We start from the raw sequence: 14,917 nt of genomic DNA, 5'->3' as shown, positions 1-14,917 counted from the left end.
GGCAGCAACCATGAGCCGTACCGCCGAAACCCCCTTGTTCGACACCGACGTGCTCGTCGTGGGCGCCGGCCCGACCGGGCTGACGCTCGCCTGCGAACTCGCCCGCCGCGGTGTGCGGCACCGGATCGTCGAACGGCTCGAGACGCCGAGCAGCACGTCACGAGGCAAGGGAGTGCATTCCCGGAGCCTCGAGGTGTTCGACGACCTCGGCATCGCGGCCGAGATTCTCACCACTGGCGACGTGCAGCTCCCGGTCCGCCTCTACGACGTCGACGGTGGCTGGACCGACCGCGAACCGCTCACCGGGCCGTCCGCCATCGCCACGCCGTACCCGGAAATGCTCTGGATCGCCGAGTTCGACGTCGAGCGGGCGCTGCGCGAGCGGCACGCGCAGTACGGCGGCGAGGTCCGGTTCGGCACGGCCGTCACCGGGCTCACCGAAGTCGAAGGCCTCAAGGAGATCGAAAGCGGAGTAGAGGTCGAGCTTCGCGGACCGGAGGGTCCCAGCCTCGTCCGCGCCCGCTGGGTCGTCGGCGCCGACGGCGGGCGCAGCACCGTGCGCAAGGCGCTCGCCATGCCGTTCGAAGGCGTCACCAGGCCCACTTCCAACTACCTCGGCGACGTGCACACGCTCGACCTGGACCGCGGGCGGATGCACATGTGGGCGTCCCCGACCGGCATGCTCGCGCTGACCCCGCTGACCGGCACCGACCTGTGGCAGTTCCAGTGCGCCGTGCCCGCCACCGAAGGCGGCTACGAGGAACCGTCGCTCGAGCTGTACCAGCGCATCGTCGACGAGCGCGCCGGCGCCGGGCGTGTCCGCTTCACCGGAGCGTCGTGGCTTTCGCTCTACGGCGCGAACGTCCGCCTCGCCGAGCACTACCGCTCGGGCCGGGTCCTGCTCGCCGGCGACGCCGCCCACACGCACACCCCGGCCGGGGGCCAGGGCATGAACACCGGCATCCAGGACGCCTACAACCTCGGCTGGAAGCTCGCGGCCGTGACCCGCGGCGCCGACCCGGCCCTGCTGGACACCTACGAGCCCGAGCGCCGGCCGGTCGCCGTGACCGTGCTCGACGCCAGCACCACCAAGTCGGACCGGATGCACGACAACGTCCACAGCGACGCCGCGCACCTGTCCACGGCCATGTCCCGGCTCGCCGACGACTTCACCCCCGGGCTCACCATTGCCTACCCGCGGAGCGCGCTGACCCACGACGGCCAGGGCCGCCGGGTCCCCTACGTCACCGGACTGCGCGGCCCGGGCTTCGCCGGCACCACTATGGACCTCCTGCGCGGCCCTCACTGGACGGCGCTCGCCTTCACCGATTCCGCCGACGTTGGGCTTGGAGCCCTCCGCCACGACGAAATCCACCTGCACCGCATCGGGAAGGGCGCGATCACCGGCCCGCGGGGCGACGTGCGGGCCGCGTTCGGCGTCGAGGACGACACGCTCGTCCTGATCCGCCCCGACGGCTACACCGCGCTGGTCGTTCCGCTGCAGCCCGCCCCGGTGCTGCCCGAAACCCTGGTGTCGTTCCTCCCCTTCGCCACGAACGGCACCTATTTCGGCTGAGGCGCCGGAACCTCGCGGCCGGCGTCCGTCTTCCGGTCCCGGACCGGGGCGACCGGTTCCCGCGCCCCGGTCCGTTCCGCGCCGATGCCCGCCGCCACCACGAACGCCACCCCCGCGACGGCGCCCGCGTCCGGGATCTGGTGCAGGACAACCAGTCCGATGACCAGGGCCAGCGCGGGCTCCACGCTCATCAGCGTGCCGAACGCGGACGTCGTCAGCCGGCGCAGGGCGAGCATCTCGAAGCAGAACGGGATCACCGGCACCAGCAGCGCCAGGCCCAGCCCGGCGAGCACGAGCTGCCAGGTCAGGTGCCCGAACACCGCGGGGCCGCCCACGATCGTCCCGACCAGGCCCGCCACCGGCATCGACACGGCCAGGCCGCGGACGCCCGCCACCTCGTCGCCGACCCGTTGCGTCAGCAGGATGTAGCTCCCCCAGCAGACCGCCGACGCCAGCGCGTAGCCGACGCCCACCAGGTCCACGCCGCCCCGCCACGGCTCGGTCAGCAGCAGCACGCCGACGGCCGCGAGCACCGGCCACAGCCGTTTCCCGCCACTCCCCCGCACCACCGCGACGGTCAGCGGGCCCAGGAACTCCAGCGCGCTCGCCGTGCCCATCGGCAGCCGCGCCACGGCCGCCATGAACATCATCGTCATGCCCGCGGTCACCACGCCGAGCGCCACGCACGCGAGCAGCGTCGACCGGCTGAACGACGAAAGCCGCGGCCGGACCAGCACGAGCAGCAGCACCCCGGCCCAGGCCAGGCGGAGGAACGCCGCGCCACCGGGGCCGACCTCGTCGAACAGGCTCACGGACACCGCGAGGCCGAGCTGGACGCAGAGCATCGCGCCGACGGCGAGCGAGGCACCGGCGCGGGGAGACGAAGGGAGCACGCGTCCAGATAAGCCCCCGGAGACCGTTCGTGTCCACGTGCCGATCATGGACGTACCGTTCGGTGATCATGGACAATGCCGGGATGGAGACTCGCAGGCTGCAGTTCCTGCTCGAACTGTCCCGGCTGGGCTCGATGCACGCGGTCGCCGATGTGCTCGGGACCACGACGTCGACCGTTTCGCAGCAGATCGCCGTGCTGGCCCGGGAAACCGGCGCGCCGCTGCTGGAGCCGCACGGGCGCCGGGTGCGGCTGACCCCGGCCGGGCGGCGGCTGGCCGAGCACGCCGTGTCGATCCTGGCCGCGGTCGAAGCCGCCCGCGCCGACCTCGATCCCGGCACCGAGCCCGACGGCACCGTGCGCGTCGCCGGGTTCGCCACGGCCATCCGGCGCTCGCTGCTGCCGGTCGCGGACCAGCTCGCCGAGCGGTACCCGCAGGTGCGGCTGGTGATCAACGAGTACGAGCCGGCCGAGGCCCTGGCGCAGCTGCTGGCCGACGACGTCGACCTCGCCCTGACCTACGACTACGACCTGGCACCGGCCACCGTCGACCGCACGATCGACGTCGCTCCCTTGTGGACAGCGCCGTGGGGGCTCGGCGTGCCCGCGCCGGCCGAGGATGTCGGGGACACGCTCACGGTGTTCCGCGCGTTCCGCGACCACGACTGGATCGGCAACTCCCGCAACCGCGCCGACGAGGACGTGGTGCGCACGCTCGCGTCGATGGCCGGGTTCACCCCGCGCGTGCGGCACCAGGCCGACAGCCTCGACCTCGTCGAGGACCTCATCGTCGCGGGCCCCGGCGTCGGGCTGCTGCCGCTGGACCGGCAGACCCGGCCGGAAGTCGCGCTGCTCCCGCTGACCGGCCCGGACGTGCGGCTGCGGTCGTTCGCCTGCACCCGCCGCGGCCGCGCGGCCTGGCCGCCGCTCGCGCTGGTACTGGGATTGCTCTGAGGCGTGGTTACGATGGCGTCATGACGACGAAGAAGGCGATTCTCGCGGGCGGCTGTTTCTGGGGCATGGAGGAGCTGTTCCGCCACCAGCCCGGAGTCGTCGCCACCCGCGTCGGCTACACCGGCGGCGAGATCCCCCACGCCACCTACCGCAACCACGGCAACCACGCCGAATCCATCGAGGTCCTCTACGACCCCGAGCGGACCGACTTCCGGAACCTGCTCGAATTCTTCTTCCAGGTCCACGACCCCACCACCAAGAACCGCCAGGGCAACGACCTCGGCGCCAGCTACCGCTCAGCGATCTACTACACCGACGACGACCAGAAAAAGGTCGCCGCCGACACCATCGCCGACGTCGAAGCCTCCGGCCTCTGGCCCGGCAAGGTCGTCACCGAAGTCACCCCCGCCGGAGACTTCTGGGAAGCCGAACCCGAACACCAGGACTACCTCCAGAAAATCCCCAACGGCTACACCTGCCACTTCCCCCGCCCCGGCTGGAAACTGCCCAAGCGGGCGACCGCCTGACCTATGCCCTGAAGGCCACCTTCAGGGCATAGCGCGCCCTCAAGGTGGCCTTCAGGGCGTCAACAACCGTCAAGGACTCCTTACCCGCGTCCCACGCGGGTAAGGAGTCCTTGACGGCCCCCGTTGCTCGCCGCGCGCGACAGCGGTCGGTCTCGTCCACGCCGTGGGCAACCGCCTGGAGTTCCTCGAAGACCTCAGCCCGGCCGGCTGAGCGAGCGCAGCCGTTTCATCGCGACGGCGCCGAGCAGCGGCCCGACCGCGAGGACCGGTACCGCCGCCCGCCAGCCGACTGCCCCGGCCAGCGGCGGCACCAGCTGGATCGTCACGCCGCTGAGCAGGAAGCCGAGCGCCGTCATCGTGCTCAGCGCGGTGCCGACGTACCGCGCGTCGGCCAGTTCGGCGAGCGCCGCGGAGAACTGGCCGGAGTCCGCGATCACCGCGACGCCCCACACGAGCACCAGCGGCACGAACGCCGCCGTCCCGAACAGCGGGTACGACGCCACCGCGCAGACGCCGCTCGTGACCAGCGCCGCCTGCGCCACGAGCGGGCGGCCGCAGCGGTCGGACAGCGTGCCGCCGAGCAGGCAGCCGACGGCACCACAGCCGCCGATCACGAGGAACGGCAACCAGTCCGCCGCGCCGGCGGCCGCGAGGTACGCCGGCAGCCACGCCCACAACGCGTACAGCTCCCACATGTGCCCGAAGTAGCCCAGGCACACCAGGCGCTGGCGCCGGTCGGCGAACATCCGCAGCAGGTACCGCGGCCGCCACGGCGGCGAGGGCAGCAGCCCGGGGCCGGTGCGGACCCAGCCGAGCGCCACCACCGCGCCGAGCACGGCGAGCGCCGCGGCCGACAGCAGGGTCGCCCGCCAGCTCAGCGGGCCCAGCACCGCCGGCAGGCTCGGCAGCGCGGAGCCGAGGGTCAGCGCGGCGAGCAGCACGCCGAGCGCGAGCCCGCGCCGCCGCGGGAACCACGACACCACGACCTTCATCCCGACCGGGTACACCAACGCCAGCGCCGCGCCGGTGCCGAACCGCAGCACCACCGCGAGCCACGGCACCGGACCGAGCCAGGGGAACACCGCCGTGGCGAGCGCCGCCGTCGCCGCGCCGCAGCCGATCAGCACCGGCGGCCGGACGCGGTCGGCCAGGTTCAGCGTGGCGGATCCCACGGCCCCCGCGGCGAACCCGGCCTGCACCGAAATGGTCAGCAGCACGGCCTGCTCCGCCGGCAGCGACCATTCGGCCCGCAGCGCCGGCCCCACCGCGGACGCCGAGAACCACACGCTCATCGCGGCCACCTGCACCACCGAAAGCACCGCGAGCTGCCGCCACCGGGCACCGGGCGGCGCGGACCGGGTCAAGGTCATGACCCATCAGCGGCACGGATCGGCCCGGGGTCAACGGCCGGCCCCGCTCGTTCACCCTGAAGACTGGCGCCGATCCCGCGGACTGGACAGGCTGGACGTACAAACCCGTTCCCTGCTCACGGTTCCCGCACCGGCACTGCACTCTTTCCCTTGCCTGTCAACGAGATGTTCGCCGGTGGCCGGAGTCTGGGAAGCCCGTCCACATCCTGGAAAGGGGTTCAGCTCGCCGCCGGGCCGGTGTGAGCTGGCGGCGGCGCGAAGACTGCGCCGTCCCCACCACAGGAGGATCTCCGTGCCCGGCCACCCCCCATCCCGTTTCCTGCGCGCCGCCGCGCCGGCACTGGCGCTTCCGCTCCTGCTGCTCACCGCCTGCGCGTCGGCGGGCGGGGCCGGCGCGGGCGACGCCGGGCCACCGCGTCCGGGCGGCACGCTGCGGCTCGGCATCTCGTCCAATCCGGACTGCCTCGACCCGCAGCAGGTGAGCACCAACGCCGCGCTGAACGTCGGGCGCCAGCTCGTGGACTCGCTCACCGACCAGGACCCGAAGACCGGCGCGATCACGCCGTGGCTCGCCGACAAGTGGACGGTGAACGCCGATTCCACCAGCTTCACCTTCCACCTCAAGCCCGGCGCGACGTTCTCCGACGGCACCCCGGTCGACGCGAGCGCCGTGAAGACCAGCTTCGACGGCATCAAGGCGCTCGGCGCGAAGGCCCTGCTCGGCGCCAGCTACCTCGCCACGTACCAGAGCTCCACGGTCGTCGACCCGGCCACCGTGCGGATCGACTTCTCCGCGCCCAGCGCGCAGTTCCTCCAAGCCAGCTCCACGATGTCGCTCGGCGTGCTGGCGCCCGCGACGTACAAGAAGACCGCCGAACAGCGCTGCCAGGGCGAAGGGCTGGTCGGCTCCGGCCCGTTCGTCTTCACCAGCTTCAAGCCCAACCAGGAGGTCGTGCTCTCCAAGCGCACCGGCTACCACTGGGGCTCCCCGCTGTGGTCGCACCAGGGCGAGGCCTACCTGGACAAGGTCGACTACAAGATCGTGCCCGAGCCCGGTGTGCGCACCGGCAGCCTCGCCTCCGGCCAGCTCGACGCGATCACCGACGTCCAGCCCGTCGACGAGCCGCAGTTCTCCGCCGGCGGCGGCTTCACCGAGCCGGTGCGGCCGAACCCGGGCATCGTGTTCAACCTGCACGCGAACGTCACGCGCGGGGTGCTCGCCGACACGAAGGTCCGCCAGGCGGTGTCGAAGGGGATCAACCGGCCCGAGGTCACGAACACCGTGCTGACCAAGAACTACAAGCCGGCCACCAGCATCCTGGGCTCGGCCACCCCGCTGTACACCGACCTGTCGAAGGACCTCGCCTACGACCAGGCCGGCGCCGAGGCGCTGCTGCAGGCCGACGGCTGGGTCCCGGGCCCCGACGGCATCCGCACGAAGAACGGGCAGCGGCTGAGCGCGGCGGTGATCTTCTCCGCGGTCTTCAACCAGAACCAGAGCGTGCTGGAGCTGATCCAGCAGCAGCTGCGCAAGATCGGCTTCGACCTGCAGATCCAGCTGCACACCAACGCCGAGGCCACGCAGCTGCAGCAGTCCGGGAACTATGACTTCCTCTGGTACAACGTGACCCGCGCCGACCCGGACATCCTGCGCCAGCAGTTCTCCACCAAGACGAGCAACCGCAGCAAGCTGCCCGCGGGCAACCCGCTCGACACCGTGCTCGACCAGCAGTCCGCGACCGTCGACGCGGCCGCCCGCAAGCCGGCCGCCGAGCAGGCGCAGCGGCTGATCGTCGAGCAGGCGTACGCCATCCCCGTGTTCGAGCTGACACAGGTGCTCGCGCTCGGCCCGAACGCGAGCGGCGTGGGCTTCGAGGCCTCGTCGCGGCTGCAGCTGTTCGACGCGTGGGTGTCGGCCTCGTGAGAGTGCACCCGGTGGTCCGCCGGCTCCTGCAGGCCGTGGTCGTGCTGTGGGCGGCGTTCACGCTCTCGTTCGTGATCCTCTACCTGCTGCCCGGCGACGCCGTGCTCACCAAGCTCGGCAACGCCGAAGGCGGCATCACCGCGACACCACAGCAGATCGCGGCGGCCCGCGCGCAGTACGGCCTCGACGAGCCGATCCTGGTGCAGTACGGGAAACGCCTGCTCGACGCGCTGCACGGCGACTTCGGCACGTCCGTCTCGACCGGCGACGACGCCACGCACATGGTCCTGACCGCCCTGCCGCCGACGTTCGCCGTCACCGGCCTGGCGCTGGTGCTCGCCGTCGTGCTCGGTGGCGGGGTCGCGATCCTCGGGACCTACACGCGGGTACGGGCGGTGAGCCAGTTCCTGCTGTCGCTGCCGCCGCTGGGCACCTCGCTGCCGACGTTCTGGGTGGGGCTGCTGCTGATCCAGCTGTTCTCCTTCCGGCTGCGGCTGTTCCCGGCGCTGGGCGCGAACGGGTTCGCGTCGCTGGTGCTGCCCGCGGTCACGCTCGCGCTGCCGACCGGCGCGATCATCGCCCAGGTGCTCGCGAAGAGCCTGCGCACGCAGCTCGCCGAGCCCTACATCGAGATCACCCGCGCGAAGGGCGCGAGCCGCCGCCGTGTCCACTTCGGACACGCGCTGCGCAACGCGGGGCTGCCCGCGCTGACCCTCGTCGGCGTGGTCGCGGGCAACCTGCTCGCCGGGTCCGTGGTGACCGAGACCGTGTTCTCCCGCGACGGCATCGGCCGGGTCACCACCTCGGCCGTCACCGCGCAGGACATCCCGGTGGTGCAGGCGGTGATCGTGCTGTCCGCGCTGTTCTTCGTGCTGCTCAACCTCGCCGTCGACCTGCTGTACCCGCTGCTCGACCCGCGAGTGGCCGTTGTCCGGGAGAGGGTGACTGCTGATGGCTGACCTCGCTCTGCGCCAGAACAGCCGGTTCCTGGTCCGCCGCCCGGGGCTGGTGCTCTCGGTGCTGGTCCTCGCCGCGGTGCTGCTGGCCGCTTTCGCCCCGGCGCTGTTCACGTCCTACGACCCGATCTCGGGCGTCCCGGCCGAACGGCTCCAGGGCCCGTCCGGCGCGCACCTGTTCGGCACCGACGAGACCGGCCGCGACGTCTTCGCGCGAGTGGTGCACGGCGCGTCGCTGTCCTTGCGCGCCACCGTGCTCGCCGTACTGGTGGCACTGGTCACGGGCGCGGCCGTGGGGCTGCTGGCCGGCTTCCGCGGCGGCTGGCTCGACGGGCTGGTGATGCGGGTGGTCGACGTGCTGCAGGCCGTCCCGGCGATCCTGCTCTCCCTCGCGCTGGTGACCGGGCTCGGGTTCGGCACCACGAACGTCGCGATCGCCGTGGGCGTGGCCAACCTGGCCGCGTTCGCGCGGTTGATGCGCGCAGAGGTGCTGCGCGTGCGCACGGGGGTGTTCGTGGAGGCCGCCCGCGCCGGCGGCGTGCGCTGGACCGGCGTGCTGGGCCGGCACGTGCTGCCCCACGCGCTCGGCCCGGTGCTGGTGCTCGCCACGATCACGTTCGGCACCGCGGTGCTGGAGGTGTCGGCGCTGAGCTTCCTCGGCTTCGGCGCGACGCCGCCGACCCCCGAGTGGGGCGCGCTGGTGGCGGGCGGGCGCAACTTCCTGGCCACCGCGTGGTGGATGACCACGTTCCCGGGGCTGACCGTCGCCGCGGTGGTACTGGCCACCAACCGGCTCTCCCGGGCCTTCGACGGTGAACGGAGCGAACGATGAGCCTGCTCGAGATCACGGACCTGGGCGTGGCCTACCACACCCGGTCCGGCGTGGTGCCCGCCGTGCACGGGGTGAGCCTGAGCGTCGAGGCCGGTGAGATCGTCGCCGTGGTCGGCGAATCCGGCTCTGGCAAGAGCACCACCGCGCACGCCGTGATCGGCCTGCTCCCCCGCGGCGGCCGGGTGACCGCCGGCCGGATCACCTTCGCCGGGCGCGACCTGACCGGTCTGTCCGAAAAGGACTGGCAGGCGGTCAGGGGCACGGAGATCGCGCTGGTGCCGCAGGACCCGACGGTGTCGCTCGACCCGGTCCGGCGGATCGGCGACCAGGTCGCCGAGGTGCTGCTGATCCACCGGCTCGCGCCGCGCCGGGCGGCCGCGGGCCAGGCCGTCGAGCTGCTGCGCCGCGCCGGCGTCGACCGGGCCGAGGTGCGGGCGCGGCAGTACCCGCACGAGCTGTCCGGCGGGCTGCGGCAGCGGGTGCTGATCGCGATCGCGCTGGCCGGGCGGCCGAAGCTGATCATCGCGGACGAGCCCACCAGCGCGCTGGACGTGACCGTGCAGCGGGAGATCCTCGACCACCTGGAGGCGCTCGCCGCCGAGTCCGGCACCGCCGTGCTGCTGATCACCCACGACCTCGGCGTGGCGTCCGACCGGGCCGCGCGGATCGCGGTGATGTCGCAGGGCGGCATCGTCGAGCAGGGCCCGGCGCGGGAGATCCTGGCCGCGCCCGCCGAGCCGTACACCCGGCGGCTGCTGGCCGCGGCGCCCAGCCTCACGCGCGAGCCGCTGCGCCCGCGCCGCGAGGAAGGCCCGGACGTGCTGCTGTCCGTCGACGGCCTGGTGAAGACCTTCGCCTTGCCACGCAACGGTTCCGCGCCGCGCTCGGTGCGCGCGGTCGACGGGGTGACCTTCGCGCTCACGCGCGGCCGCACGCTGGCGCTGGTCGGCGAGTCGGGCTCCGGCAAGACCACCACCGCGCGCATGGCCGTGGGCCTGGAAACGCCGAGCGCGGGCACCGTCACCTTCGACGGCCAGGACGTCGCCCGGCTGCCCGCCGCGGAACTGCGCCGGCTGCGGCGGCGGTTCCAGCTCGTCTACCAGAACCCGTACGCGTCGCTGAACCCGCGCTTCAGCATCGAGGAGGTGGTCGGGGAACCGTTGCGCGCCTTCGGCATCGGCTCCCGCACCGAGCAGCGGGCCCGGGTCGCGCAGCTGCTGGACCAGGTCGCGCTGCCGGCGGCCGCGCTACGCCGCCGTCCGGCCGAGCTGTCCGGCGGCCAGCGCCAGCGCGCGGCGATCGCCCGGGCCCTGTCGCTCAACCCGGACCTGGTGGTGCTGGACGAGCCGGTGTCGGCGCTGGACGTTTCGGTGCAGGCGCAGATCCTCCGGCTGCTGGTGGACCTGCAGGACGAGCTGGGCCTGACCTACCTGTTCATCACGCACGACCTCGCCGTGGTCCGCGAGATGGCCGACCAGGTCGGCGTCCTGCGCGCCGGCCGCCTGCTCGAACTCGGCCCCGCCGACGAGGTGCTGGGCAATCCCCGCGAGGACTACACGCGTGACCTGCTCGCCGCCATCCCGGGCGGTGCCCACGTCGACGCTTGAGAATCGGCCGGAATTTCTTCCGCGGTGCTTGTCGGACGGCGGCGGGCCCGTTCGTCGTCAAGGTGAGAGACCGGCGACGGGCCGGTCGCCACTCACCAGAGGAGCGTGCGCACCATGGCCGAAGAGAACCTCAGCGCGACCCTGACCGTCGCCGCGTCCGCCGCGAGGGTGTTCGCGGTGCTGGCGGACCCGGCGGCCCATGCCGCGATCGACGGCACCGGCTGGGTCCGGGAACCCGTCGAACGGGCGCCGCTGGCCGAGGTGGGACAGCTCTTCCGGATGACCATGTACCACACCCGCCATCCCGACGGCGACTACCAGGTCGTCAACAAGGTCCAGGTCTTCGACCCGGCGCGCGCCATCGGCTGGCTCACGGGGAGCGAGAAAGCCGACGGCCGGCTGGAGTTCGGCGGCTGGTTCTGGCGTTACGATCTCGCCCCCGTCGGTCCGTCCGAGACCGCGGTCACGCTGTCCTACGACTGGTCAGAGGTGCCGCCGGTCGTCCGGGAGCGGATCCAGTTCCCGCCGTTCGGTCCCGGGCACCTCGCCGACTCGCTGCACCACCTGGCCGGGCTCGTTTGCCAGGACTCGTGAGTGTTTAGGACGGTTAGAACCGTCATAAACACTCACGAGTCCGCGCCGGTCACCAGCCGACGGCGACCTCCAGCCATTGCGGGTCGCCGTGCGAGACGAACGAGGACTGGCCCGCCACGTCGTCGTACGGGAAGCCGTACGCGAGGCTGTTGATGCCGTGGTCGTGCCAGAACTTCGCGTAGTAGTTCGCCGGGGCGGCCTGGTAGAAGTTCGCCGGGTCCTGCTGCTGCGACTGCGGCAGCTGCGCGGTGTGCCGGTTCAGCGCCGCGCACAGGGCGGCGTTCTGGGCCAGCGAGCCGGCGCAGCCGGTGATGTTCGACGTGGACTCGTTCACCCCGACCGACTGGGCGTAGGCGGTGAAGTAGTTCGCGTACTGGCCGCCGTCGCGGAAGTCCGGCGAGCTGCCCGGCGCCGGGATCCGGTACGGCGCGTTCACCGTGGCCAGCCCCTTGAACTCGGTCGGCACCTCGGCCTGGAACTTCGCGAACGTGGCCGAGCGGTCCTCCTGGAAGGTCTGGTAGTCGTCGCCCACCTGCGTGTCGAAGCCGTCGTGCGCGTGCAGCCGCATGGCCAGCTTCAGGCCGAACGCGTCCACCCGGGTGGTGTTGCCGTTGAACACGTCCGGGCCGACGGTGAACTCGATGAAGTCGGCGTACTGGCTGTTCGGGGCGCCGAGGTAGAAGTACATCCGGCCGGCCGAGTTGGCGGTCATGTCGATGTAGGGCTGCTCGGCGATCGAGTGGGTCTGGCCGCCGAAGCTCCAGAACACCTGGCTGTCCGGGTACTTGCCGTTGGTCTGGTTGAGCACCTTGACCATGAGCACGTTCTGCGCCGCCGGGATGCTGCCGGTGTCACCCCAGAACGAGTCGGGCGGCGCGCCCCCGCTGGGGTCGGCCGGGCCGGTGCCGCCGCCGGTGCCGAAGACCTGGAACTCGAACAGCGAGACGCCGTAGGGCGTGGCCCGCGCGGTCGTGTACAGCCGCACGTACCGGCCGCTCCCGGTCACGTTCAACGTCTGCGTGCCGCCGGTCCCGGTGGTCGTCTGGTACACAGTGGACCAGTCGGATCCGTTGCCGGACACCTGGATCTGGAACGCGGTGGCGTACGCGGCCTCCCAGCGCAGCGCCACCTGGCTCAGCGTCGCCTGCCCGCCGAGGTCCACCCGGATCCACTGTGGATCGCTGAACTGCGAAGACCAGCGGGTGCCGGTGTTCCCGTCCACCGCCGCGCTCGCGGGGGTGCCGGAGTTCTCGACCGAGGACGCCGTGACGGGCCGGTTCTGGGAGATCAGGGCATCCGCGGCGTGCGCGGTGGAGACGGCGAAGCCGAGCGCGGCGACAGCGAGGGCCGCCGCCAGTGTCGCCAGGCGTTTGCCGGGGCCGCGGCTACGGCGCCGCGGCAGAGCGTGTGCGGGCATGGTTCCTCCCTGGCCGGGACAGAGGGGCGGACCCGCCGCCGGTCAGGGGACGGCGTCGTCCGGCTCGCCCCCTGACCGCCGGGCAGGAGCATCCGGGACCGGGCGGGGACGTTCGCTGAAAAGGTTCATACCACCGCCCCAGCCTGTCAAGCCTTGACAAGATCCCTGCTGCCGGGCGATATTCGAGAGCGCTTCGCCCACCCTCTGCGTGGCGCCGCCACCCGCCCAGGGGCCGACTCACCTGGAGTCAGCCATGCCCTGCGGCGCCCCTCGCCCCCGCCGTGCCCGGCTCGTGACCGCGTTGGTCACCGTCCTCCGGCGGCTCGGCGACCGGGTTTCACCCGTCCACAAAGGACACCGCGCCGAGCCGCAGCACCGCGGCCGCCGAGTCCGTGCCCGGTTCGGCGGTGTACAGCGTCAGGAACTGGTCCGCGTCGTCCAGCACGCCGAGCAGGTCGTAGGCCAGGGTGAACTCGCCCGCCACCGGATGGCGGAACGCCTTCGCGCCGAAGGTGTGCTGGTGCACGTCGTGCTCGCCCCACCAGGCGCGGAAGTCCGCGTCGGCCACCGAAAGGTCCGCGACCAGGTCCGCCAGCAGCGGGTCGCCGGGGTGACGGCCCTGGTAGAGACGCAAGTGGGCGACGGCTTCCGCGGCGCCGGCCGCCCAGTCCACCAGCACTTCCCGCGCGGCCGGGTCGGTGAACAGGAACCGCGGCATGTTCCGGGACGGGCCGGGCAGCGCCGCCCAGTCCGTGTACAGCGCGCGGGCCGGCCGGTTCGCGGCGAGCACGTCCATCCGGCGGCCGAGCACCATCGCCGGGAGCGGCTCGTGGGCCTCGAGGATCCGGTACACCGACGGCCGCACCCGTTGCGGCGGCACCGCGCGCCGCGCCGGGCGAGCGCTGCCCGGCCGCGCGAGCGCGAACAGGTGCGCCCGCTCGGTGGTGTTCAGCCGCAGCGCCCGCGCCACGGCGTCGAGCACCGAGTCCGACGGGTTACCCCGGCTGCCGCGCTCCAGGCGGACGTAGTAGTCGACGTTCACCCCGGCCAGCCGCGCGACCTCCTCGCGCCGCAGGCCGGGCACGCGGCGGACGCCGTCCCCCGGTCCCAGCCCGGCCTCGGCCGGCGTCACCCGGGCACGGCGCGAGCGCAGGAACTCGCCCAGCTCCGCTTCCCGTTCCATGGCCCCGACCCTAGAGCGCGGTGAGCACCAGCCGCCCGGTGACCTCCCGGGCGTCCATCCGCCGGTGGGCTTCCCGCGCCTCGGCGAACGGCAGCGTCGTCACCGGCAGCTTGATCTTCCCCTCGGTGTACAGCGGCAGCACCGCCTGCGCCGCGGGCACGGCCGGCGCGGTGCCGGCGGCCAGGTAACCACCGACGTTGAACCCGACCACGCCGATGTTGCCGCCCCACACCGCGTTCGAGTCGACTGCCGCGCCGGCCTCGCCCCCGGCGTTGCCGACCGCGAGCAGCCGGCCCATCGGGGCGAGCAGGCCGAGCGAGGCGAGCCGCAGGTCGCCGCCCACCGGGTCGACGATCACCGCGAACCGCTCGTCGCCCAGCGCCCCGGCGACGTCACCGGCGAGTACGACCCGGTCGAAGCCCAGCGCGAGCGCCGCGTCGACCTGCCCGGCCCGGCGCACGGTGCCGACCACCTCGGTCGCGCCGAGCAGCCGCGCGACCTCCGGGTACACCGACGACAGCCCGCCGAGCGCGCCGTGCACCAGGACCTTGCCCCCGGACGGCGGCCGCACCGCCTCGGTGAGGGAAAGGTAGGCCGTCACGGTGTTCGCGAACCCGGCCACGGCCTGTTCGCGGCTCACCCCGGTGCCCGCCAGCGGCACCACCAGGTCGGCCGGCGCGACGGTGACCTCGGCGTAGCCGCCCATGGCCGGCAGGGTCAGCGTCGCCACCTCGTCGCCGACGGCGAAGCGGTCCACACCGGGGCCGACGGCGCGCACTGTGCCCGCCACCTCGAGCCCGGGGACCAGCGGCGGCTTCGGCGCGTAGTCGTACTCGGCCAGTTCGCCACGGCGGATGATCGCGTCGACCAGCCCGACGGCCGAGTGCGACACGGTGATGCTCACCTCGCCGGGGCCCGGGGCCGGCTCGGGCAGCTCACGCTGCTCGAGGACCCCGGGCTCGCCGTACGCGGTGATGGAGATGGCCTTCATGGTGCGTTCCTCCTGGTGTGTCTTGGTGCTGCACGACCGAGGTTAACGACCCGGAAGGTCACCTCCGACACCCAAAGGGGACCCGTCAGGCCCT

At 72.7% G+C, this 14,917-nt stretch carries 13 protein-coding genes; 8 read left to right on the top strand and 5 right to left on the bottom strand.

The features are described 5' to 3' along the window. The first annotated feature begins 10 nt into the window (after positions 1-10). A complete protein-coding gene (locus OG943_RS11015; RefSeq protein WP_328609624.1) occupies positions 11-1,576 on the top strand; it encodes an FAD-dependent monooxygenase in 1,566 nt (521 codons plus the stop codon). On the opposite strand, the gene OG943_RS11010 is transcribed toward OG943_RS11015, so the two are convergent. Next, positions 1,564-2,469 (bottom strand): EamA family transporter, encoded by a 906-nt coding sequence (locus OG943_RS11010; RefSeq protein ID WP_328609623.1) that lies wholly within the window; start codon positions 2,467-2,469, stop codon positions 1,564-1,566. The genes OG943_RS11015 and OG943_RS11010 overlap by 13 nt on opposite strands. An 83-nt stretch (positions 2,470-2,552) precedes the next feature. On the opposite strand from OG943_RS11010, the gene OG943_RS11005 reads away from it, so the two are divergent. Continuing rightward, entirely contained in the window at positions 2,553-3,422 is an 870-nt protein-coding gene (locus tag OG943_RS11005) for a LysR family transcriptional regulator (protein ID WP_328609622.1), read from the top strand. Between the two features lie 20 nt (positions 3,423-3,442). Further along, the gene (gene msrA, locus OG943_RS11000; protein ID WP_328609621.1) at positions 3,443-3,949 is read left to right on the top strand and encodes a peptide-methionine (S)-S-oxide reductase MsrA; all 507 of its coding nucleotides are present in this window, start codon (positions 3,443-3,445) and stop codon (positions 3,947-3,949) included. Between the two features lie 194 nt (positions 3,950-4,143). Here the strand turns inward: msrA and OG943_RS10995 are convergent, their stop codons facing one another. After that, positions 4,144-5,319, bottom strand: a complete 1,176-nt coding sequence (locus tag OG943_RS10995; RefSeq protein WP_328609620.1) for an MFS transporter — start codon at positions 5,317-5,319, stop codon at positions 4,144-4,146. A 292-nt stretch (positions 5,320-5,611) separates the two neighbouring features. Between OG943_RS10995 and OG943_RS10990 the strand changes: the two genes are divergently transcribed. The 5 genes from OG943_RS10990 to OG943_RS10970 all read left to right on the top strand — a co-directional run bounded on the left by OG943_RS10990 (position 5,612) and on the right by OG943_RS10970 (position 11,232). After that, complete coding sequence (locus tag OG943_RS10990) at positions 5,612-7,243, top strand: ABC transporter substrate-binding protein (protein ID WP_328609619.1); 1,632 nt, start codon at positions 5,612-5,614, stop codon at positions 7,241-7,243. Next, a complete protein-coding gene (locus tag OG943_RS10985; RefSeq protein WP_328609618.1) occupies positions 7,240-8,202 on the top strand; it encodes an ABC transporter permease in 963 nt (320 codons plus the stop codon). The genes OG943_RS10990 and OG943_RS10985 overlap by 4 nt, the downstream gene beginning before the upstream one ends. Continuing rightward, positions 8,195-9,031, top strand: coding sequence for an ABC transporter permease (locus tag OG943_RS10980; protein ID WP_328609617.1), 837 nt, complete (start codon positions 8,195-8,197; stop codon positions 9,029-9,031). The genes OG943_RS10985 and OG943_RS10980 overlap by 8 nt, the downstream gene beginning before the upstream one ends. Further along, entirely contained in the window at positions 9,028-10,638 is a 1,611-nt protein-coding gene (locus OG943_RS10975; RefSeq protein ID WP_328609616.1) for an ABC transporter ATP-binding protein, read from the top strand. The genes OG943_RS10980 and OG943_RS10975 overlap by 4 nt, the downstream gene beginning before the upstream one ends. Before the next feature lie 114 nt (positions 10,639-10,752). After that, positions 10,753-11,232: a polyketide cyclase gene (locus OG943_RS10970; RefSeq protein WP_328609615.1), complete on the top strand. Its 480-nt coding sequence runs from the start codon at positions 10,753-10,755 to the stop codon at positions 11,230-11,232. Between the two features lie 49 nt (positions 11,233-11,281). Here the strand turns inward: OG943_RS10970 and OG943_RS10965 are convergent, their stop codons facing one another. The 3 genes from OG943_RS10965 to OG943_RS10955 form a co-directional block, all read right to left on the bottom strand. Further along, positions 11,282-12,649, bottom strand: a complete 1,368-nt coding sequence (locus OG943_RS10965) for a beta-1,3-glucanase family protein (RefSeq protein ID WP_328609614.1) — start codon at positions 12,647-12,649, stop codon at positions 11,282-11,284. 337 nt (positions 12,650-12,986) lie between these two features. Beyond that, the gene (locus OG943_RS10960) at positions 12,987-13,832 is read right to left on the bottom strand and encodes a helix-turn-helix domain-containing protein (RefSeq protein ID WP_328609613.1); all 846 of its coding nucleotides are present in this window, start codon (positions 13,830-13,832) and stop codon (positions 12,987-12,989) included. Between the two features lie 10 nt (positions 13,833-13,842). Further along, positions 13,843-14,823 carry a quinone oxidoreductase family protein gene (locus OG943_RS10955; RefSeq protein ID WP_328609612.1) on the bottom strand — a complete coding sequence of 327 codons (981 nt, stop codon included), beginning with the start codon at positions 14,821-14,823 and terminating at the stop codon, positions 13,843-13,845. Positions 14,824-14,917: the final 94 nt, after the last annotated feature.

The organism is Amycolatopsis sp. NBC_00345 (assembly GCF_036116635.1).
Lineage (GTDB): Bacteria > Actinomycetota > Actinomycetes > Mycobacteriales > Pseudonocardiaceae > Amycolatopsis.
Note: the sequence above shows the minus strand (reverse complement) of the source record. Positions and strands in the feature narration are given on the sequence as shown.